The 18,866-nt window shown below is 69.9% G+C and carries 21 protein-coding genes; 18 read left to right on the top strand and 3 right to left on the bottom strand.

Annotated elements, in window-relative coordinates:
- Positions 1–87: 87 nt before the first annotated feature.
- Genes OXQ95_RS00730 through fliS form a run of 18 tightly spaced genes read left to right on the top strand, consistent with a single transcriptional unit; the run spans position 88 to position 15,856 of the window.
- Positions 88–1,350, top strand: a complete 1,263-nt coding sequence (locus OXQ95_RS00730; RefSeq protein WP_242096659.1) for a sigma 54-interacting transcriptional regulator — start codon at positions 88–90, stop codon at positions 1,348–1,350.
- Positions 1,347–1,709 (top strand): flagellar hook-basal body complex protein FliE, encoded by a 363-nt coding sequence (gene fliE, locus OXQ95_RS00725; protein WP_242096660.1) that lies wholly within the window; start codon positions 1,347–1,349, stop codon positions 1,707–1,709. The genes OXQ95_RS00730 and fliE overlap by 4 nt, the downstream gene beginning before the upstream one ends.
- A 4-nt stretch (positions 1,710–1,713) precedes the next feature.
- The gene (fliF, locus tag OXQ95_RS00720) at positions 1,714–3,375 is read left to right on the top strand and encodes a flagellar basal-body MS-ring/collar protein FliF (protein ID WP_267378324.1); all 1,662 of its coding nucleotides are present in this window, start codon (positions 1,714–1,716) and stop codon (positions 3,373–3,375) included.
- Complete coding sequence (gene fliG, locus OXQ95_RS00715) at positions 3,372–4,397, top strand: flagellar motor switch protein FliG (RefSeq protein ID WP_242096662.1); 1,026 nt, start codon at positions 3,372–3,374, stop codon at positions 4,395–4,397. The genes fliF and fliG overlap by 4 nt, the downstream gene beginning before the upstream one ends.
- Positions 4,381–5,100, top strand: coding sequence for a FliH/SctL family protein (locus OXQ95_RS00710; protein ID WP_346731932.1), 720 nt, complete (start codon positions 4,381–4,383; stop codon positions 5,098–5,100). Before fliG ends, OXQ95_RS00710 begins: the two co-directional genes overlap by 17 nt.
- Complete coding sequence (locus OXQ95_RS00705) at positions 5,094–6,425, top strand: FliI/YscN family ATPase (protein WP_267378321.1); 1,332 nt, start codon at positions 5,094–5,096, stop codon at positions 6,423–6,425. Before OXQ95_RS00710 ends, OXQ95_RS00705 begins: the two co-directional genes overlap by 7 nt.
- Positions 6,425–6,853 (top strand): hypothetical protein, encoded by a 429-nt coding sequence (locus OXQ95_RS00700; RefSeq protein WP_267378319.1) that lies wholly within the window; start codon positions 6,425–6,427, stop codon positions 6,851–6,853. The genes OXQ95_RS00705 and OXQ95_RS00700 overlap by 1 nt, the downstream gene beginning before the upstream one ends.
- 28 nt (positions 6,854–6,881) lie before the next feature.
- A complete protein-coding gene (locus tag OXQ95_RS00695) occupies positions 6,882–8,732 on the top strand; it encodes a flagellar hook-length control protein FliK (protein WP_267378317.1) in 1,851 nt (616 codons plus the stop codon).
- Between the two features lie 11 nt (positions 8,733–8,743).
- Positions 8,744–9,340 (top strand): flagellar basal body-associated FliL family protein, encoded by a 597-nt coding sequence (locus OXQ95_RS00690; RefSeq protein WP_242096666.1) that lies wholly within the window; start codon positions 8,744–8,746, stop codon positions 9,338–9,340.
- 3 nt (positions 9,341–9,343) lie between these two features.
- On the top strand, positions 9,344–10,297 hold the full coding sequence (locus OXQ95_RS00685; RefSeq protein ID WP_242096667.1) for a flagellar motor switch protein FliM: 954 nt from the start codon (positions 9,344–9,346) through the stop codon (positions 10,295–10,297).
- Positions 10,294–10,596 carry a flagellar motor switch protein FliN gene (gene fliN, locus OXQ95_RS00680; protein WP_242096668.1) on the top strand — a complete coding sequence of 101 codons (303 nt, stop codon included), beginning with the start codon at positions 10,294–10,296 and terminating at the stop codon, positions 10,594–10,596. Before OXQ95_RS00685 ends, fliN begins: the two co-directional genes overlap by 4 nt.
- Positions 10,597–10,600: 4 nt before the next feature.
- The gene (locus OXQ95_RS00675; protein ID WP_242096669.1) at positions 10,601–10,855 is read left to right on the top strand and encodes a flagellar biosynthetic protein FliO; all 255 of its coding nucleotides are present in this window, start codon (positions 10,601–10,603) and stop codon (positions 10,853–10,855) included.
- Positions 10,852–11,724 carry a flagellar type III secretion system pore protein FliP gene (gene fliP / locus OXQ95_RS00670; protein WP_267378312.1) on the top strand — a complete coding sequence of 291 codons (873 nt, stop codon included), beginning with the start codon at positions 10,852–10,854 and terminating at the stop codon, positions 11,722–11,724. Before OXQ95_RS00675 ends, fliP begins: the two co-directional genes overlap by 4 nt.
- 6 nt (positions 11,725–11,730) lie before the next feature.
- Positions 11,731–12,000, top strand: a complete 270-nt coding sequence (gene fliQ, locus OXQ95_RS00665) for a flagellar biosynthesis protein FliQ (RefSeq protein WP_242096671.1) — start codon at positions 11,731–11,733, stop codon at positions 11,998–12,000.
- A gap of 3 nt (positions 12,001–12,003) precedes the next feature.
- Positions 12,004–12,777, top strand: coding sequence for a flagellar biosynthetic protein FliR (fliR, locus tag OXQ95_RS00660; protein ID WP_267378305.1), 774 nt, complete (start codon positions 12,004–12,006; stop codon positions 12,775–12,777).
- Entirely contained in the window at positions 12,777–13,904 is a 1,128-nt protein-coding gene (locus OXQ95_RS00655; RefSeq protein ID WP_267378302.1) for a flagellar type III secretion system protein FlhB, read from the top strand. The genes fliR and OXQ95_RS00655 overlap by 1 nt, the downstream gene beginning before the upstream one ends.
- 57 nt (positions 13,905–13,961) lie before the next feature.
- On the top strand, positions 13,962–15,458 hold the full coding sequence (gene fliD, locus OXQ95_RS00650) for a flagellar filament capping protein FliD (RefSeq protein WP_267378299.1): 1,497 nt from the start codon (positions 13,962–13,964) through the stop codon (positions 15,456–15,458).
- The gene (gene fliS / locus OXQ95_RS00645) at positions 15,458–15,856 is read left to right on the top strand and encodes a flagellar export chaperone FliS (RefSeq protein ID WP_242096675.1); all 399 of its coding nucleotides are present in this window, start codon (positions 15,458–15,460) and stop codon (positions 15,854–15,856) included. Before fliD ends, fliS begins: the two co-directional genes overlap by 1 nt.
- A 15-nt stretch (positions 15,857–15,871) precedes the next feature.
- Here fliS and OXQ95_RS00640 read toward each other — a convergent pair whose 3' ends face one another.
- Genes OXQ95_RS00640 through lysA form a run of 3 tightly spaced genes read right to left on the bottom strand, consistent with a single transcriptional unit; the run spans position 15,872 to position 18,857 of the window.
- Entirely contained in the window at positions 15,872–16,822 is a 951-nt protein-coding gene (locus OXQ95_RS00640) for a zinc transporter ZntB (protein ID WP_267378295.1), read from the bottom strand.
- A complete protein-coding gene (locus OXQ95_RS00635) occupies positions 16,819–17,595 on the bottom strand; it encodes a bifunctional precorrin-2 dehydrogenase/sirohydrochlorin ferrochelatase (protein WP_267379231.1) in 777 nt (258 codons plus the stop codon). The genes OXQ95_RS00640 and OXQ95_RS00635 overlap by 4 nt, the downstream gene beginning before the upstream one ends.
- Positions 17,592–18,857, bottom strand: a complete 1,266-nt coding sequence (gene lysA, locus OXQ95_RS00630) for a diaminopimelate decarboxylase (protein WP_267378293.1) — start codon at positions 18,855–18,857, stop codon at positions 17,592–17,594. The genes OXQ95_RS00635 and lysA overlap by 4 nt, the downstream gene beginning before the upstream one ends.
- Between the last annotated feature and the right edge of the window lie 9 nt (positions 18,858–18,866).

Here is an 18,866-nt window from a genome sequence, read left to right as displayed (position 1 = left end):
CCCGGAAAAATTCTGCCGGGCGGCTGCCGCATTAACGGTCGATTTACCAACCGGATGGCATTTGGAGCATGTCGAAAGGGACATTGCATGCGCTCGATTTTTCCATCTGCCGCCGTCACCGCCCGCAAATACGCGCTCGTCTCGTCGCTGCGGTCGCAAGGCTTCGGCATCGGATCGGCCACCGCCCAGCCGGGCCCGCGCGACCTGTTCCTGGTCTGCGAGGGCGAAGTGCCGGCCGCACCGGCCCGCACGATCGTGATCGGCGACGAGGGGCGCACCGTCCTTCCCGCCCGCGACGGCAATCCGGCGCGCATCGCCTTTGCCCCCCAGGATGCCGAGATCGGCCGCGCCTTCGCCCGCGCGCTGATCGCCGGCCCCGAGATGCCGACCGCGGCGGACCCCGAATCGCTCGCGCTGATGGCGCTGTCCGAGCGGGTGGCGCAGGCGGACATCACCGTGCTCATCAACGGCCCGACCGGCACCGGCAAGGAAGTGCTGGCCCGCGCGATCCACAACCAGTCGGCGCGCAAGGACGGCCCGTTCGTCGCGATCAACTGCGCGGCCTTGCCCGAATCGATGCTGGAAGCGCTGCTGTTCGGCCACCAGAAGGGCGCGTTCACCGGCGCATCCTCGGGCGGCGAAGGGTTCTTCCGCGCGGCGAACGGCGGCACGCTGCTGCTCGACGAGATCGCCGAGATGCCGCTCCAGCTCCAGTCCAAGCTGCTGCGCGTGCTGCAGGAGCGCGAAGTCGTCCCGATCGGGGCGAGCACGCCGCAGCCGGTCGACGTGCGCATCGTTGCCTGCGCCAACCGCGATCTGCAGACCGAGGTGGCCGAGGGTCGCTTCCGTTCGGATCTCTATTACCGGCTCGCGGTGTTTCCGCTGACCACCAAGCCGCTGTCGCAGCGCCGCCAGGATATCCCGGCGCTCGCCGCCACGATGATCCTGCGCCATGCCGGCAACCGGCAGATGATCCCCTGGCCGGACCAGGCCGCGGTCGACCTGCTCGTGGCGCACGAATGGCCGGGCAACGTCCGCGAGCTGGAAAACGTGATCCAGCGCGCGCTGCTGTTCGCCGCGGGCGACACCATCCATGCCGATCACATCGTGTTCGACCGCCCCCCCCAGCCCGCCGCAGCGGCGGCGGAGCGGAGCGCGGACCTGCCCGCCACGCTCGGCAACATCGTCCAGATCAGCGAATTCGCCGCCATCCGCGAGACGATGCGCGCGTGCGGCGGCAGCCGGATCGAAACCGCCAAGCGGCTGGGCATTTCGGAGCGCACCTTGCGTTACCGTCTCGCCAAGGCGCGCGAACAGGGTGACGACATCGTCCGGGCGGTCTCGGCATGAGCATCGCCGGGATCGGCGGCGGCGCGATGAGCGTCGACCGGGTGATGCAGCTTCGGCAGCAGATCCTGGAGCGCAACCAGGCGCTCGCCCGCGCCAACACCAGCGCCGCGGCCACCACGCCCGCCGCCGAGACGAAGCCGACCAGCTTCGCCTCGACGCTCGACGATGCGCTGAAAAGCGTGAACGACGGCCAGACCCAGGCCGCCAAATTGTCCGAAAGCTACGAACGCGGCGAGACGGTCGATATCGCCAAGGTGATGCTGGCACGCCAGCAGGCCTCGGTCGGCTTCGAAGCCACGCTTCAGGTCCGCAACAAGCTCCTGTCCGCCTACAAGGACATCATGAGCATGCCGGTGTAACGCCATGAGCACAGCCCTCACCACCATCACCCCCGGCGCGCCCGAACGGTTCGCCAATCCTCTCCACCAGATCCGGGGTGCGCTCGCGCAGCCCGCAGTGCGCCGCTCGCTGCCGATGGCGCTGATGGTCGGCCTGATCGCCGCCGCGGCACTCGCCTGGATGGCGCTGGCGACGCCGACGCAGAAGACGCTCTTCACCGGGCTGCCCGATGCCGACAAGGCCGCGGTCACGTCCGCGCTGACCACCGCGAACATCAAGAGCCATGTCGACGAGGGCACTGGCGCGCTGACCGTGGCGGAGGAGGATTACAGCAAGGCCAAGATGCTGCTGGCGGGCCAGGGCCTGCCCAAGGCGGCGCCCGGCGGCTATGCCATTCTCGACCAGTTGCCGATGGGCGTCAGCCGCGCGGTGGAAGGCGAGCGCCTGCGCCAGGCACGCGAGACCGAGCTCGCCCGCTCGATCCAGGACATCGACGCCGTCGCCGAGGCGCGCGTCCATCTCGCCATGCCCGAGGCGAGCGTCTTCGTGCGCGACAATGCGAGCCCCTCCGCTTCGGTGATCCTGAAGCTGCAGGGCGGCCGTTCGCTCTCCGACGCGCAGGTGGCGTCGATCGTGAACCTCGTCGCCTCGTCGGTGCCGGGGATGAAGCCCGAGGGCGTGACGATCGTCGACCAGCTCGGCGCGCTGCTGACCAAGCCCGGCGGCGGCGCGGGCGGCGGCAACGGCAATGACGAGCGGATCGATTTCCAGCGCCGCGTCGAGGACAAGTACCGCACCCAGCTGATCCAGCTGCTGACGCCGCTGCTGGGCGCCGGCAATTTCACCACCGAGGTGCAGGCCGACGTCAATCTCGATGAAAGCCAGGCGACGCGCGAAAGCTACGACAAGGCGGGCGTGCTGCGCGCCGAGACCGGCAATTGGACCGGCAACCAGAAGGATGGCGCCACCGCACCGGGCGGCATTCCCGGCGCGCTGAGCAACACGCCGCCCGCCGCCAGCACGCTGACGACGCCGCAGCCCGCGACCGGCAATCCCGGCACCCCGGCGCCCGCGCCCGTCGCCGGCGGCGCCGCGCCCGATCCGCAGAAACAGTCCGACCAGTTCCAGCGCGCCTATGATCTCGGCAAGGAGGTTTCGGTGACGCGGGCGGCACCGGGCAGCATCAAGCGCCTGTCGGTCGCGGTGCTGCTGCGCGATCCCGAAAAGGGCCGCCGCACGACGATGGAGATCGGCCAGATCACCGATCTGGTGAAAAGCGCGGTCGGCTTCGACCAGGCACGCAACGACAACGTCACCGTCATCAGCAAGAAGTTCGCCGAAAACGACCTCGCCGCCGCCAAGCCCGCCTGGTACGACAATGCCTGGCTGCCGATCGTGGCGCGCAACGTGACCGCGATCCTGATCGCGCTGCTCGTGCTGATGCTGGGGGTGCGGCCGCTCGCCAAGGCGCTGATGAAGAAGCGCGAGGACGCCACGCCTGCGCTGGCCATCGCCGGCCCCGCCGAGCCCGAAACCGACGCCGAGGGCGTGCCGACCGCGCCCGTCAGCCTCGACCAGCTCGAAAGCACGCGCGGCTATGACGACCGGATCGGCGCGGTGCGCGGCTTCACCCGCGACAATCCGACGCGCGCCGCGCTCGCCGTGCGCGACATGATCAAGTCATGAGCGACGCCCTCCCCGCCCCGGCCGCGCTGCGCAGCTATACCGGCGTCGAGCGCGCCGCCGTGCTGATGATGCTCGTCGGCGAGGAGGAGGCCGCGGCCATCCTCCAGAAGCTCGATCCCGAGGAGGTCCGCCAGTTGGGCGCGGCGATGTTCAAGGTCGCCGATGTTTCCGAACAGGAGGTCGAGGACGTGCTCGACGATTTCGTCGGCCGCGCCCGCGAGCGCACCGCGATCGGCTTCGATCCGCGCCCGAAGATCGAGGCGGTGATGAACCGCGCGCTCGGCCCCGAAAAGGCCGAGAGCGTGCTCGCGCGCATCACCCCGCCCGAGGCGGCGTGCGAACTCGAGCTGCTCGACTGGCTCGATGCCGGCGAGATCGCGGCGATGATCGAGAAGGAGCATCCGCAGATCGCGGCCGTGCTGATCGCGAACCTGGACGCCGCCGTCGGCGGGCAGGTGCTCGAACTGCTGCCCGATGCGGTGCAGCCCGACATTCTCCACCGCATCGCCCGGCTGGGGCCGATCACGCCCGAGGCGGTCGAGACGCTGAAGACGATGCTGGCGAACCGCACCGGTTCGTCGACCCAGAGCACCGGCGTGACGCTGGGTGGCACGCGCGAGGCGGCCAAGATCCTGTCGGGCGCGCGCAAGGCGACCGAGCAGCGCGTGATGCCCAAGCTGTTCAAGATTGACAAGGATGTGGCCAAGGCGATCGAGGAGGCGATGTTCGTCTTCGACAATCTGCTGGAGATGGACGACAAGAATCTCGGCACGCTGATCCGCAACGTCGACGGCGACATCCTCACCCGCGCGCTGAAGGGCGTGGACGAGACGATCCGGGCACGCTTCCTCGGCTGCATGTCGGCGCGCGCCGCCGACGGCATCCGCGACGAGATGGAGGCGCGCGGGCCGATGAAGCTCGCCGAGGTGCTGGATGCGCAGAAGGCGATGATCCAGATCGCGCGCAACCTGGCCAAGGACGGCACGATCATGATGGGCGCGGGCGATGACGATTATGTCTGATTTCGTCGCCGGCTTCGCGCCCCGCCATCAGGCCGCGCCGCATGTGCTGGCCCAGGCCTTCGCCCCCGCCAGCGGCTTCGCCACCATCGACATCCGCGAACGCAGCGGCGGCGGAGCGCCCGCCACGCCGCGCCATTTCAGCCCCGCCGACCGCGACGCGCGGCCGACCGAGGGCTGGGATCCGCTCGATCCGGAACAGACCGACAGCCTCTATATCGATCCGCTCGAGGACGCGCATTCGGCGGGCTATGCCGAAGGCTATGCCGCCGCGCAGGCGGCAAACGCGGGAGAGGCCGCGCGCGACCGCGCGCTGCTCGATGCGCTGGGCAAGAGCCTGGGCACCGGCAGCCGGCTCGACCGCGAACGCGTCGCGCGCCAGATGCGCCAGACGGTGATGCTGCTCGTCGCCAAGCTGGTCGGCGAGATCGGCATCTCGCCCGATCGGCTCGCCGAGCGGATCGACGCGGCCACCGACCTGCTCGCCGACGAAGCCGAATCCGCGCTGCTGCGCGTCCACCCCGACGACGTGGCGCTGCTCGAGGGGCGCCTGCCGCGCAACCTGTTCGCCGCCGGCGACGCCGCGGTGCCGCGGGGCAGCTTCGTGCTCGAATCCGCCTCGACCATCGTCGAGGACGGGCCCGAATTGTGGCTGGAGCAACTGACCGCGGCGATCGACCGCGTGGGCATGCCCGGCGCATGCTGAACCGCTTCACCGCCGATTATCTCGATACGCTGGCGGCGGCCGATTTCGTGGCCACGCCCAAAGTCTCGGGTCGGCTGTCCTCCTATGACGGGCTGTTGATGGAGGCGGTCGGCCTCACGCTGCCGGTCGGCACGGTCTGCCAGGTGGGCGGGCATGGCGATGCCAAGGTCGAGGCCGAGGTGATCGGCTTTCGCGGCGGCCGCACGCTGCTGATGAATCTCGGCGGCCCAGCCGCATTGCTGCCGCGCGCGCCGGTGCGCCCGGTGGGGGCGCCGGGCGAGGCCGAAGTAGGCGCCGCGCTGCTCGGCCGCGTGGTCGATGGCGCGGGCAAGCCGATCGACGGATTGGGCCCGATCCGCGGCGCCGGGCGCTGGCCGCTGGCGGGCAAGCTGCAATCTCCGCTCGACCGCGGCCGCGTGCTCCAGCCGCTCGACGTGGGCGTGCGCGCGATCAACGGGCTGCTGACCGTCGGCCAGGGGCAGCGCGTCGGCATCATGGCGGGATCGGGCGTCGGCAAATCGGTGCTGCTCGGCATGATCGTGCGCGCCGCCGAGGCGGACGTCGTGGTGATTGGGCTGATCGGCGAACGCAGCCGCGAAGTCGCCGATTTCCTCGAAACCAAGGTCGCAGGCGCGGCGCGGGCACGCTCCGTCGTGGTCGCGGTGCCCGCCAACCACTCGCCCGTGCTGCGCATCCGTGGCGCGCTGCGCGCCACCGCCATCGCCGAGGCGTTTCGCGCCGAGGGCAAGAACGTGCTGCTCATCATGGATTCGCTCACCCGCGTGGCGCATGCCGGGCGCGAGATCGGCCTGGCGCTGGGCGAGCCCGCATCGGCGCGCGGCTATCCGCCGTCCGCCATCGCGATGCTGCCCAATTTGATCGAGCGCGCGGGCGTCGACGTGCATAGCGGCGGATCGATCACCGCGATCTACACCGTGCTCGCCGATGGCGACGACGGCAACGATCCGGTGGTCGATTCGGCGCGCTCCATTCTTGACGGCCATATCGTGCTCAGCCGGGCGCTCGCCGAACATGGCGTCTATCCCGCGATCGACGTCAGCAAGTCGGTGAGCCGCGTGATGACCGACATCGTGCCCGCGGAACACGCCCGCGCCGCGCGGCAGCTGCGCCGCCACCTCGCCACGTACGAGGAGAATCGCGATCTCGTGCTGATGGGCGCCTATCGCAGCGGCGCCGATCCCGCGATCGACCAGGCGATCGCCTGTCACGGCGCGATCATGGAATTCATCCGCCAGGATGCCGACGCCGCGGTCGCGCAGGCCGATGCCGTCGCCGAACTCGTCGGCGTGTTCGGCACCGGCTGATGCGCGACCGCGGCCAGACGCTCGCGCGGCTGCACCGCGTGCGCACCATCCAGTTGAACCTCGCGCGCGCCGACGAAGCGCGCGCGCACGACAAGGCCGCGACCGAAGCGGCGCTCGGCGCCCGCATCGCCGAACTGGCCGACGCCATCGCGCCCGCGCCTCAGGCCATGGCCGGTTTCTCGCTCGGGGCGGCGGCTCATTACCGCGAGAAGCTCCAGATCTCGGCCGATGCGGCGCAGGCGCGTGCCCGCAGCGCCATGGTTCGCGCGGAGGCGGCCACCGAAACCGCCCGATCGGCGTGGCGCGATCAGGCCGCCATGGAAAAGCTGATCGCGCGCGCCGATGCCGACGCGGTGCGCCGTGCGATGAAGGAACTGGAAGCCGCGCCGCTCACCACGCGCACCCGGCACGATCCTTGCGAACCGTAACGCGAGACGTTGTTCAGAGACCCTTCGCATGATCCAGCCCGTGTCCACGCCCCGCACCCCTTCCGTCACGACGGCGGGCCGCGTGGCGTCGTCGCCCTCGCCGTTCACGCTGTCGCTGGCCGCGGTTTCGGGCAGCGACGCCCCCGCCGATCCGCCGGTTGCGGGCGCGACGCTGCCGGCGGCGGACGGCAACGCCCGGCAGGACACCGCCGCCGACGGCAGCGATCTGCCGAATAGCGACGCCTCGTCCGATCCGCGCCTCGCCTGGATCGCAGCGCCCACGACCGCAACGGCGACGATCGACATGGTCGTGGCGGCTGCGCCCGCCGTCGCGGCGGATACACCCAAGCCGGCGGCCGGGTCCGTTCCGGTCATCGCTGCCGCGGTGGCGGCGGCCACCCCGTTGCTCGCCGCCGATCCGGCCATGCCGGCGCGCGCGATCCAGCCCGCGACGCTCGAGCCCGACCCCGCCACGACGCCGTTGCCCGTCCCGCTACAGGCGGTGCCCATGAAGGCGAAGCCGGTTCCCGCGCGCGCGCCGCTCGCCACCCCGGCAAAGCGGGCACCGAACGACGCCGCGTCTCCGTTGGTGGCTCAGGCCACTTCGGAGACTCCCGCGATCGCATCGGCCGATCCCGATCCCGATCCGGCACCCGACACCGAGCCGGTGGCCGACTCCGGCGCGGCAACCATGATGGTCCTCGACCCTGCGGCGATGATCGCCGCCTTCGTTCCGCCGGCGGCACCGCCGATCCCGGCCGCACCCGCACCCGCATCGGGATCGGCGCCGGTCGCGACGCCTGCGATCGCCGCCGCGCCGACGGTGGCCGGCGCAGCGATGGTGGTGCCGCTGCAAGCCGCGCCGGCTTCGGTGACCATCCCGGCCTCGCCCGATCCGACGTCATCGATCGTCGCACCCGTCCTGCCCACGGCGGCGGCCACGCCGTCCGTCGTGGCCGATACGGCGTCCGCATCGCCCCGAGGTGCGGCACCGGCGACCGCCGCACCGGTAGCGGCCAGCGCATCGCCGACCGTCACCACGCAGACCACACCGGCCACGGCGATGGCCGCGCTCCTCCCGCCGCTCCCAAGCGCGGCGCCCGACGTCACGGCCGTTCCCCCACTGATACCGTTCGCCGCGACACCCCTGCCGGTGACCGGGAGCGATCTGGCGAGCACCATGGCCATCACCGCGCCGGCCCCCGCGCCCGTTCCGGCGTCGAGCGTTTCGGGAATCCAGCCCCTCGCCATCGCGGCGGGGCCGCTGCCGATCGCGTTGCCCGATCCTTCGCGCCCCGCGACCGCGACGCCCGCGCTTCAGGCCTTTGCCGGCGCAATGCGGGCCGGGTGGAAACAGGATACGCCATCGGGCACGCGCGACGACGGCGATCCGATCGCGCCGATGGCCGCCTCTGCGCTCGCGCCGATGGAAACCGTCCGTCACGCCGTCGCCGCCACGGGGGCGGCGCAGGAGCAGACGCTCGACACCCGGCGCGACCATTGGCCCGCGCAGATGATCGATCACATCGAATCGCTGCGCGATGCGGCGGACGCGACGAGTTCGAAGATCCGGGTGGTGCCCGATGCGCTCGGCACGATCGACCTGTCGGTAAAGCGCGACGGCGACACGATCCACGTCCATTTCGCCGCCGAACAGGCCGCCACCCGCACCATGCTGGCCGACGCGCAGCCGCAGCTGGCGGAAATCGCGCAGTCGCGCGGGCTGCGCCTGGGCGACACCAATGTGGGCAGTGGCGGTGGCCAGCCCCAGGCGCAGCAGCAGCGCATGCCGGCCCAGCCCCTGCCCGGCCTTCCCATCCCCGCCCCGGCACGCGCGACGGTCGCCGTGGGGGCGAATGACGACATCCGCATAGCCTGAGGAATCACGAAATGAGCGACAAGAAGGACGCAGCCACCGACGCCCCCAAGAAGAAGGGCAAGCTCGGCAAGCTGCTGGTGATCGGCGTCGGCACGCTCGTCCTGCTGGGCGGGGGCGTCGGCGCCGGGCTGTACGCGGCCAAATCGGGCATGATGGGCGGCAGCGCCAAGGCGGCGCCCGTCGACGAAGGCCCCAAGCTGGTGCCCAAGAGCGAGCAGAAGCAGCCCAAGGAAGCCGGCGAGGGCGGCGGCAAGTCGGAAAAGGGCGCGCATGGCGACGGCGGCGACAAATACGCCTCCAACTATTATCCGATGGAGAAGGATTTCACCGCCAATCTCCAGAATTCGCCGCACTTCATCCAGGTCGGCCTCGCGGTTTCGACGCCCTATGACGATTCGGTGATCCAGAATCTGAAGACCGACGACATCGCGGTGCGATCGGCGATCCTGATGGCGCTGGGCGACACCCCCGAAGACCAGGTGTTCACGAGCGAGGGCAAGGCCAAGCTGGCCAAGCGGCTCGTCGATGCGATCAACGCGACTCTCAAGCAAAAGGAGGGATTCGGCGGCGTTGGTAACGTCTACTTTACCAATTTCGTTGTTCAGTGAGGCATGGTTAACGCGGCCTCCCACCCGACGGCGCCCGAACGGCGCGAGCGGCATCGCCAGGCGGCCCATGAGGGCATGCTCGGCGCGCCGAAGCTCAATCCGTTCGGCGATCTGCACACGCTGCAGCATCTGTCGGCACGGCTGGCCCGCGCGTTTCGCGGCGTGTTCGAGCCGCTGATGCGCCAGGAGCTCCGCTGCTGGGCCGAGCCGCTGGCCGTGCAGCGTTTCGCCGATTACCGCGCCGAGCGGATGGAGCCGCTGATCGCGTGGCTGCCGCTCGGCATGCAGGGCATGATGGCACACGGCCAGGCGCTGTGCGTGCTGGACGGCAAGTTCGTGCTCGAGCTGCTCGATCTGTTCTTCGGCGGCACCGGCGCCGCGCCGCTCACGCTGCCCGGCGAATTCTCGCCCGCGGCCGAAGCGATGATCGCGCGGATCGGCGCCATGGTCGCCGCCCCGCTGCGCACGGCATGGGAACCGCTCGCCCGGATCGACTTCACCGTCGGCCGCCCCGAATCGAACGCGGCGATGATCGCCGATATCGATGGCGAGGATCCCGTGGTCGTCACCCGGTTCGGCATCGCGGCGGGGCCGGCCAAGCTGGTCTTCATCGACCTCGTCTATCCCGTCGCCGCGCTGAAGCCGCACGGCGCCTCGCTCACCGCCAAGGTGCTGGGCAAATCGGCCGAGCCCGATCCCGCCTGGCGCAACGGTCTGACCCGCGCGGCGATGGACGTGCGCTTTCCGATCCGGTCGGTGCTCGCCGAACCCGTCGTGCCGCTGTCGATGCTGATGAACCTGAAGCCCGGCGACGTCATCCCGATCACCATCGCCGGCGACGTGCCCGTGATGGTCGGCACCGACCGGCTGGGCGTCGGCACCGTCGGCACCTCGAACGGCCGCGCCGCCATCCGCCTGACCGCCCTCACCCGCCTCGACGAAGGACAGAATTCATGAACGACATGACCGGGGGGTTCCCCGTCGATGCATCGGTCGCCGCCAATTTCCGGCTGCTGCAGGACGTCGACGTGAAGCTGACCGTCGAGATCGGCTCGACCAGCCTGACGCTGCGCGAATTGCTGGCGCTCGGCGAATCGAGCGTGATCGAGCTGGATCGCCAGGCGAACGAACTGCTCGACGTGTTCGTCAACGGCACGCTGATCGGCCGTGGCGAGGTGGTGACGGTGGGCGAGCGCTTCGGCGTGCGGATGACCGAACTGGCCGGTCCCGACAAGTCGGTCGCGGGCCGGGCCTGATCCGATGCTGTGGACCTATATCCTGAAGCTCGTCGTCCTGCTGCCGCTGGTGTGCGGGCTGATGATCGGCTGCCTCTATCTGTGGCGCAAGTTCGAGGGGCGGATGCCCGGCAAGCCGTCGTCGCGGATGATCGCGGTGCGCGAGACGATGATGATCTCGCCCGGCCTGCGCCTCGCGGTCATCGATTTCGAGGGCAAGCGGCTGCTCGTCTCGGTCGGCCGCGGCGGCGTCAACCTGATCGAGAAGGTCGACGCATGAGCGTGACGATCACCCGCCACGGCACCGGCCCCGCGCTGTTCGTGGCGGCGCGGGCGCGGCCGAAGCGCTCGGGGGCCAAGCTCGTCTGGATCCTGCTGGCGCTCCTCGTCGCGATCCTGATCGCCGCCCCCGCCTTCGCGCAAGCGGCCCCTCTGGCCGCGCCCGGCGTGGGCGATGCGGTCGATCGCGCGCTCGGCCAATTGGGCGGCCAGGCATCGGGCGGCACCGGCCAGAGCGGTTCGCTCTCGCTGTCGCTCCAGGTGCTCATCATCATGGGCCTGCTGACGATCCTGCCCGGCATCCTGCTGATGATGACCAGCTTCACCCGGATCGTCATCGTGCTGGCGATGCTGCGCCAGGCGATGGGCCTGCAACAGACGCCGCCCAACCAGGTGCTGCTGGGCCTCGCGCTGTTCCTCAGCTTCTTCGTGATGGCGCCGACGATCAACCAGATCAACGCACAGGCGATCCAGCCCTATGCCGCGGGCAAGCTCGCCGGCACGCAGATGATTACGACGGCAGGCGTGCCGCTGCATGACTTCATGGCCAAGCAGACGCGGGTCAAGGACGTGACGCTGTTCGCGAACCTCGCCAAATCGGGCCCTTATGCCAGCCCGAAGGACATTCCCTTCTCGGTCCTGCTCCCCGCTTTCGTCACGAGCGAGCTGAAGACCGCGTTTCAGATCGGCTTTCTGATCTTCCTGCCGTTCATCGTCATCGATCTCGTCGTCGCGACGGTGCTGATGGCGCTGGGCATGATGATGCTCTCACCCCAGATCATCTCGCTGCCGTTCAAGCTCCTCCTGTTCGTCCTGGTGGACGGCTGGGCGCTGACGATGGGCAGCCTCGCCAACAGCTTCGCGGTCTGACGGGCGATGGACGCCGATTATTTCCTCACGCTCGCCAACCAGACGATGTGGGTGCTGGCGCTGGCGTCGGCCCCGATCCTCATCCCGGCGCTGCTGTGCGGTCTGATCCTGGGGATGGTGCAGGCCGCCACCTCGATCAACGAGGCCACGCTGTCGTTCGTGCCCAAGCTGATCGTGGTGGCGCTGTCGATCGTGATCTTCGGCAGCCTGATCCTCGGGCTTCTGAGCGATTTCACCATCGGCATCTTCGAACGCATTCCGGATCTGGTGCGCTAGCGAGTGCTGGGCTTCGGCCTCTCGATCGAACCGCAGCTCTGGACGCTCGTCTTCGTGATGGTGCGCGTGGGGGCGACGTTCGTGGCGGCGCCGGTCTTCGGATCGGTATCGCTGCCGCTCGTCGTGCGCGTGTCGCTCGCCGGCGCGATCGGCATTCTGGTGATGGGCACGCATGCGATCGCGGCGCCTGCCAGCATCTTCAGCGTGGCCACGATGCTGTCCGTCGTGGCCGAGGCGCTGGTCGGGCTCGCGATCGGCTTCGTCCTCCAGATCGCGTTCGCCGCGCCGCTCGTCGCCGCCGAGATCATCGGCGGGTCGATGGGGATCGGCTTCGCCTCGTCGGTCGATCCGCAGAACGGCCATTCGAGCCCCGCGCTCGGCCAATTCTTCTCGGTGATGCTCACGCTGCTGTTCCTGTCGATGAACGGCCACCTGATCCTCGTCGACATGGTCGTGCGCAGCTATGATGCGCTGCCGCCGGGCGCCGCATGGCTCGGCGCCGAACGGCTGCGCGGCATCGCGTTCTTCGGCGGCTATGCGTTTCTCGCCGGGCTGCTGCTCGCGCTGCCGGTCGGTTTCCTGCTGCTCTGCCTCAATCTCGTGATGGGCATGCTCAGCCGCGCCGCGCCCGCGCTCAACCTCTTCTCGATCGGCCTGCCCGCCAGCCTGGCGGCGGGCGTCGTGGCGCTGGCGGTCGCGTTTCCGGCGATGGGCGATTACATGCTGGTAATCGTCCGCGAGAGCCTGGCCGCCACACAGAATCTGGTGTTCGGCTGATGGCGGACGAATTCGGCGACAAGACAGAAGCACCAACCGCCAAGCGCAAACGCGACGCGACCAAGGACGGCAACGTCCTGCGCTCGAAGGATTTCGGCACCGCGCTCGTGATGCTGGCCGGGGTGGCATGGCTGTCGCTGTTCGGGCCGGCGCTGGTCGGCGCGTGCAAGGCGCTGATGACGGCGAGCTTCCAGTTCGGACGCGGGGATATCGAGGATTTCTCGCCGTTTCGCGCGCTCGCCGAGGCGGGATCGAAGCTGCTGCCTTCGATCGGCCTGTTGTTCGCGATGACTTTGGTGGCCGCGATCCTCAGCACCGCGGGGCTCGGCTCGTTCGGCTTCAACGGATCGCTGCTCGCGCCCAAGGCCAGCCGGATCGACCCGATGGCCGGGATGAAGCGCGTGTTCGGCGCGAACGGCTGGATCGAGCTTGGCAAGTCGCTGCTGAAGATCGTGCTGCTGGGCGCGATCGGCGGCTATATGCTGTGGAACGCGTCGCACATGACGCTCGGCCTGTCCTCGTCGGATCTCTCCACCTCGCTCACCGCGCTGGCGGGCACGTTCATGGGCATCCTGCTGGTGATGGCGATCGGTCTTGCGCTGATCGCGGGGATGGACGTGCCGATCCAGCTCATCCGCCTGCTCGGCAAGCTGCGCATGAGCAAGCAGGAGATCAAGGACGAGCACAAGGAAACCGAAGGCTCGCCCGAGGCCAAGGGCCAGCTTCGCGCCAAGCAGCGCGCGATGGCGAACCGCAGCATGCGCAAGGCGGTGGAAAGCGCGCATGTCGTGCTGACCAACCCGACGCATTTCGCGGTCGCGCTGCGCTACGATCACGGCAAGGATCAGGTGCCCGTCGTGGTGGCGCGCGGGCGCGGCGCGACGGCGCTGGCGATCCGCGAACTGGCCGGCGGCAGCATCCCGGTGCTCGAATATCCCCAGCTCGCGCGCGCGGTCTATTACACCAGCCGCGAGGGGCAGGAGGTGCGCGACGACCTGTACATGGCGATCGCCACCGTGCTCGCCTTCGTGTTCGGCGTGAACGCGCGCGCGGGCGGCGCCACCCCGCCGCCGGTCGTCGTGCCGCCGGGCGCGCGCTTCGACGAGAATGGCGCAAAAACCTCCTAAATTCTCGCGCCGGCCGGCCGTTAACAGAATGACGCGGGAGCATGGGCGGAACATGGCATGACGACGACCACGAGTACCTCCAGCACGACGACCAGCACGACCGCGGCCTCGTCGATCGCGTCGATCACCTCGACGCTGGGCGTCGGATCCGGGATCGACACCGCCTCGCTCGTCACGTCGCTCGTCGCCGCGCAATATGCCGCGAAGAACACGCTGCTCGCGAACCAGGCGGACACGCTCACCTCGCAGATCTCGGGCATCGCCAGCGTCAAGAGCAGCGTCACCGGCTTCAGCTCGGCGTTCAACTCGCTCGTGACGGGGGGCACCCTGACCACGCAGCCGTCGAGTTCGAACACCGGCGTGCTGACCGCCACCGCGCAATCGGGCGCCAAGCTCGCCGGCCTGTCCGCCTCCATTCTCGTCAAGCAGCTCGCCAGCGCGCAGGCCGCGACGATGAACACCGCGATCCCCAGCACCACGGCGTTCAACACCGGCACCTTCTCGCTCCAGTTCGGCAGCGATTCGACCGATGCGAACGGCAACACCAGCTTCACCGCGGGCAGCAGCAACCCGGTCAGCATCACCATCGGATCGGGTGACGCCACGCTCGCCGGCATCGCCGCCAAGATCAACGCCGCGGGCGCGAACGTCACCGCCACGGTGATCGCCGATGGTAACGGTCAGCGGCTGTCGATCAAGGGCGCGACCGGCCAGAGCCAGGCGTTCACGCTGACCGGCACCGACGATGCGTCGAGCACCGGCGGCACGAGCCTGTCGACGCTGAACGTCGGGCGCAACGCGACCGGCACGACGATCGGCACGGGCGCGCAGGATGCGGTGGTCACGCTCGACGGCGCGACGTTCCAGCGGTCGAGCAACACGATCAACAACCTCATCACCGGCGTGCGCCTCAGCCTGACGGGCACATCGACCACGCCGGTGACGATCGGTACGACGCCGCCCACATCGGCGCTGAGCCAAGCGGTGAACGACATCGTCACCACGTTCAACCAGGTGATGGGCGTGCTGCAGACGCAGACCGATCCGGTGAACGGCGTGCTCAAGAGCGAGACCACGGTGACCGGCCTGGCGCGCAGCCTCGGCGTGCTGACGACGACCAAGCTGGCAACTCCTTCGACCACCGGGGGCCCGAGCACGCTGGCCGAGATCGGCGTGAAGACGAACAAGGACGGCACGCTCAGCGTCGATTCGACGCAGCTCGCCACCGCGCTCGCCAATTATCCTGCCGATGTCGAGGCGCTGTTCGCGCTGGGCACGGGCACCGCCAGCACGGGCAACGGGCTGTACGCCGCGCTCAACGCGATCACGACGACCGCCACCAACAACACCTATGGCCTCGACGCCGCGACCGCGCGCTACACCGCGCAACAGACCACGGTGACCGGCGAGCAGGCGGATCAGACGACCGCGGCGGCGGACACCAAGACGCGGCTGACGCAGCAATTCTCGGCGATGGACGCCAAGGTCGCGGCGTATAAATCGACCCAGTCGTTCCTGACGCAGCAGATCGCCGCCTGGGACAAGAGCAGCTGATGACCAGCTACGCCACCCTGACGCGCGATCCCGCTGCCACCTATCGCCGGATCGACATCGCCGGCCGCACCGCGCAGGCCGATGGCCCCGCGCTCGTCCAGCTCCTCTACGAAGAGCTGGTCGCGGCGTTGCGCGCCGCCGCCTGGGCGACCGACAACCGCAAGTTTTCGGTCAAGAGCGAGCGGGTGACGCGGGCGACCGCGATCCTCTTCGCGCTGGAGGCCGGGCTCGATTTCGAGAAGGGCGGCGAGGTCGCGGTCACGCTGTCGCGGCTCTATGGCGGGGCGCGGCGCACGATCGTCAATGCCTCGATCGGCCATGATTCCGCGCCGTTCCGCAACACCGCCGCCACGCTGGAAGAGATCGCGGACGCCTGGAAGACCGCCCGCGCGGCGTGACGCGGCCGGTGCGGTTCAGCGGAACCAGTGGCGCCGGATGAAATAGAGCGTGATGACGACCGCGATTACCGTGCACAACGCCATCACCCCGTCGAACGCCCAGGGCTCGTCGGCATAGGGGATGCCCTTCACGTTCATGCCGAGCAGCCCGGTGATGAAGGTGAGCGGCAGGAACACCATCGCCACGATCGAGATGACGAGCGTGCGGCGATCGATCTGCTCGGCGCGCAGGTCGGTCAGCGCCTCGTGAGTCAGCGAGGATCGCTCGCGGATCGCCTCCAGCTCCTCGGCCATGCGCGCGGCGCGGTCGGCGGCGGCGGCGAGATGCAGCCGGTCGTCGTCCTGCAGCCATTCGCCCGGCAGGCTCGCCAGCTTCTCCAGCGCGGCGCGCTGTGGGCTGAGGAAGCGGCGATAGCCGATCGCGGCGACGCGCACGCGGGTGACGGTGCGGCGCAGTTCGAAGACCTTGTCGGCATCGAGCGCCTGTTCGCAATCGTCGAGCTGGTCGCCCAGCGCCGCCACCTCGGGATCGAGATCCTCGGTGATCGCGGTGGCGAAGGCGGCGATCAGATCGCCCGGATCGCGGATCTCGGCGGCCTCCACCACCTTTTCGACCGCGCCCACCGCCACGACGCGCTTGCGCGTGACCGAGAAGACGCGCCCCTTCACCGCCCAGATCCGCACCGAGGCGAGCAGGTCCGAACTGTCGAGCTGCTCGTCGCTGCGGCCGCGCAGGTTGAGAAAGGCGCCGTCGCCGAACGCCTCGCAGCGCGGCCGTGTCTCGGTGGCGGTGAGCGCATCGACGACGTAATCGGACAGCTTCGCCTCGTCGCGCAGCCAGGTCTGCGCGGCTTCGGCGTTGGTCGACAGATGCACCCAGACGAGATCGGCGGTGCAGCCCAGCGCCTCCTTCACGTCCACGCGCACCGCCTCGCCGCCCGTGATCCGGAATCCGAAACCGCTCACCGCATCATCTCCACATCGACGGACAGGCCGGGTTCCACATCCGACGGCGGCGCGGCGCAAGCGATTCGCGCGGCATCGGCGCGCGCGCGGTTCAGGATCGCGGGCGGCACGTCGGGGCGGTGATACACGCAGTCGGCGCTGGCCAGCGCGCGCGCCTGGCGCAGCGTCAGGTCGTCGGGATCGGTCGAACGCAAGCGAATGCGCACCCGCTCGCCCGTCGGCCGGTCGCGCACGGCATCGCCGCGCAGCCAGCCATCCACGTCCGGATCCAGGCCGAGTGGATCGAGATCGCCGCCCGCGGCCATGGCGCGGGCGAGCGCCCGGCGGCGTTCGCCCGGATCCGGGAACGCGCTGCGCAGCCGTGCCCGTGCCGCGAACAGCGAATCCGCCAGCGCGCCCAGCGAGGCGGGCAGCAGCGCCTCCAGCCGCTGGCGCAGCGCGGCGGCGAGCCCCGCCGACACGCCGCCGGTGCCGATCGCGACCAGCACCGGCGCCCGGTCGACGAGCGCGGGCAGCGTGAAATCGCACAGATCGGGCCGGTCGACCGCGTTGACCAGCACGCCGCGCGCCTTCAACCGCGCGACCGCCGCCGTCGCCTCGTCCTCATCTTCGATCGCCACGATCGCGAGCGCCGCCACGCCTGCCTCGCCGACGATCGCCGCGCCCGCGCGTTCGAGCAGCCGCCGCTTGGCGTCGGCCCCCTCGCCCGCGCCGAGCAGGATCACCGGCCGGCCTGCCAGCCTGACGAACAGCGGCAGGCTGTGGAGCGTCACCGCTTCAGCCACTCCGGCACGCGTTCGGCGGCGATCAGCGTCTCGGCGCTCACCCGGTCCGCCACGACCGCGAACCGGTCGCCGTCCACCAGCACCTCGGGCACCAGCGCGCGGCTGTTGTACGTGCTCGCCATCGTCGCGCCGTAAGCGCCGGCGGTGCGGAAGACGGCCAGATCGCCGCTCGCGACCGCATCGATCGTGCGGCCCATGGCGAATGTGTCGCCGCTCTCGCACACCGGCCCGGCGATGTTCGCCGTCATCCGCGCGCCCGAGGGCTTCACCGCGACGAAATCGTGGAACGCGTCGTACAGCGCCGGGCGCGCGAGATCGTTCATCGCGGCATCGACGATGACATAGGGGTGGGTCACGCCCGGCTTGACCCAGATGACGCTGGTCAGCAGCACCCCGGCATTGCCCGCGATCACCCGGCCCGGCTCGAACATCAGCGTCACGTCCCACCCGGCGGTGGCGCGGGCGACCATGGCGCCATAATCCGCCGGGCTCGGCAACACGTCGTCGGGGCGATAGGGCACGCCCAGGCCGCCGCCCAGATCGACATGCGTGATCGCGTGCCCCGCGCCGCGCAGTTCGGCGACCAGTTCGCCGACGCGCGCATAGGCGGCCTCCAGCGGCGCCAGATCGGCGAGCTGGCTGCCGATATGGATCGCGACGCCGCGCAGGTCCAATCCCTCGAGCCCGGCCAGCCGATCGAACATGCCCGGCGCCTGGTCGATCGGCACGCCGAACTTGTTCTCCTTGCGCCCCGTGGAGATCTTGGCGTGGGTGCCGGCATCGACGTCGGGATTGACGCGCAGCACCGCCGGCGCGACGATTCCGCGCTCGGCGGCCAGGGCGGCGAGCACGACACCCTCTTCCTCCAGCTCCAGGTTGAACTGGCCGATCCCCGCATCGAGCGCACGGCCCAGCTCGTCGCGCGTCTTGCCCACGCCCGAGAACACGATGTGCGCGGCCGGGATCCCCGCCGCCAGCGCCCGCGCCATCTCGCCGGCCGAGACGACGTCGGCGCCATAACCCTCGTCGGCAAGCAGGCGGAGCACCGCGATATTGGGATTGGCCTTGATCGCATAGGCGATGTGGACGCGCGGCCCGGCCGCGGCGAGCGCCTCGCGGAACACGCGCGCGTGACGGCGGAACGTCGCCGCGGAATAGACATAGACGGGCGTGCCGACTTCTTCCGCGATCGCGGTCAGCGGCACGTTCTCGGCATGGAGGATGCCGCCCTGTTCGTGGAAATGGTCCATCGGACCCTC

This window comes from Sphingomonas sp. GC_Shp_6 (genome assembly GCF_026540835.1).
In the GTDB taxonomy this organism is placed as follows: domain Bacteria; phylum Pseudomonadota; class Alphaproteobacteria; order Sphingomonadales; family Sphingomonadaceae; genus Sphingomonas.
This window is presented reverse-complemented; position numbering and strand designations above follow the sequence as displayed.